2 protein-coding genes are annotated in these 1,149 nt (G+C 73.5%); one reads left to right on the top strand and one right to left on the bottom strand.

The window, feature by feature from the left end:
* Nucleotides 1–151: 151 nt before the first annotated feature.
* Nucleotides 152–592, top strand: a complete 441-nt coding sequence (locus FV217_RS22375) for a DUF1489 domain-containing protein (protein WP_147821833.1) — start codon at nucleotides 152–154, stop codon at nucleotides 590–592.
* A 103-nt stretch (nucleotides 593–695) separates the two neighbouring features.
* Here the strand turns inward: FV217_RS22375 and FV217_RS22380 are convergent, their stop codons facing one another.
* Nucleotides 696–1,001, bottom strand: a complete 306-nt coding sequence (locus tag FV217_RS22380) for a hypothetical protein (RefSeq protein ID WP_246683157.1) — start codon at nucleotides 999–1,001, stop codon at nucleotides 696–698.
* Between the last annotated feature and the right edge of the window lie 148 nt (nucleotides 1,002–1,149).

The raw sequence follows: 1,149 nt of genomic DNA on the forward strand, positions 1-1,149 counted from the left end.
GCCCCGCCCGGCGCTCGCCCTGGCCGACGACGCGGACGACCTGGCGCTGGCCTTCGCCGACCTCGACCGCCTCAGCATCGAAGAGAAGATCGCGCTGTTTTCGTGAGCGCGCCGGCCGCCCGCCCGGCGCATCGCCTGCTATAGACGGGGCATGGCCCTGAACCTGCTGAAGCTCTGCGTCGGACCCGCCACGATCGGCGAACTCGAGGACCGCATCGCCCACAACCGTGCCGAAATGCTGCGCCTCGGCCAGATCCCGCGCACCGTCCACACCACCCGCATGGTGCCCAAGCGCAAGCGCGAGATCGCGGGCAAGGGCTCGATCTACTGGGTGATCAAGGGCACGCTGCTCTGCCGGCAGGCCATCACGGCCATCGAGCCCTTCACCGGCGCCGACGGCATCGGCCGCTGCGAACTCGTGCTCGACCCGGAGGTGAAGCCGGTCTCGCCGCGGCCCTGCCGGCCCTTCCAGGGCTGGCGCTACCTGCGCCAGCGCGACGCCCCCCGCGACCTCGACCACGCCGCCGCCGGCGACCTCGCCGAGATGCCGGAGGCGCTGCGGCGGGAATTGTCGGCGCTGGGCCTGATCTGAGGCGGGGCATCCCGGAATCGAAGGGGGCCGCGCTCCGAGTGGATCGCGGCCCCCTTCGATCGCTGTTGCGTGAGGCCGGCAGGGCTTTCGCCCCGCCTCCCCCTCAGATCCCGTCGAAGCGTCCGCTGGCATGGGCCAGCATCGTGTAGACCTTGCCCGTCTCGGAGGTGAGGTAGGCGTCGGCCCGCTTGCTGTCGCGGTCGTTCTTGGTGACCTCGCCGAGCAGGCGCTCGAACTCGGCGACGTAGCGGTCGACGGTCCGGCGGAACTCGCCGTCGCCGCCGTAGCGCTGCTTCAGGTCCTGGAAGGTCTGGCGGCCGTGGGCGGTGTAGAGCCGGCCGTCGAACAGGTTCGGATCACCCCGGCGGTAGCGGTTCCACAGGTCCACGGCGGCCTGATGGTCGACCATCTTGGCGATGTCCGTGGAGATGCTGTCGAGCGTTATAGGGGGGGGGGGGGGGGGGGGGGGCGGGGGGGGGGGGGGGGGGGGGGGGGCGGGGGGGGGGGGGGGGGGGGGGGGGGGGGGGGGGGGGGGGGGGGGGGGGGGGGGGGGGGGG

It is taken from the genome of Methylobacterium sp. WL9, assembly GCF_008040035.1.
Lineage (GTDB): Bacteria > Pseudomonadota > Alphaproteobacteria > Rhizobiales > Beijerinckiaceae > Methylobacterium > Methylobacterium thuringiense.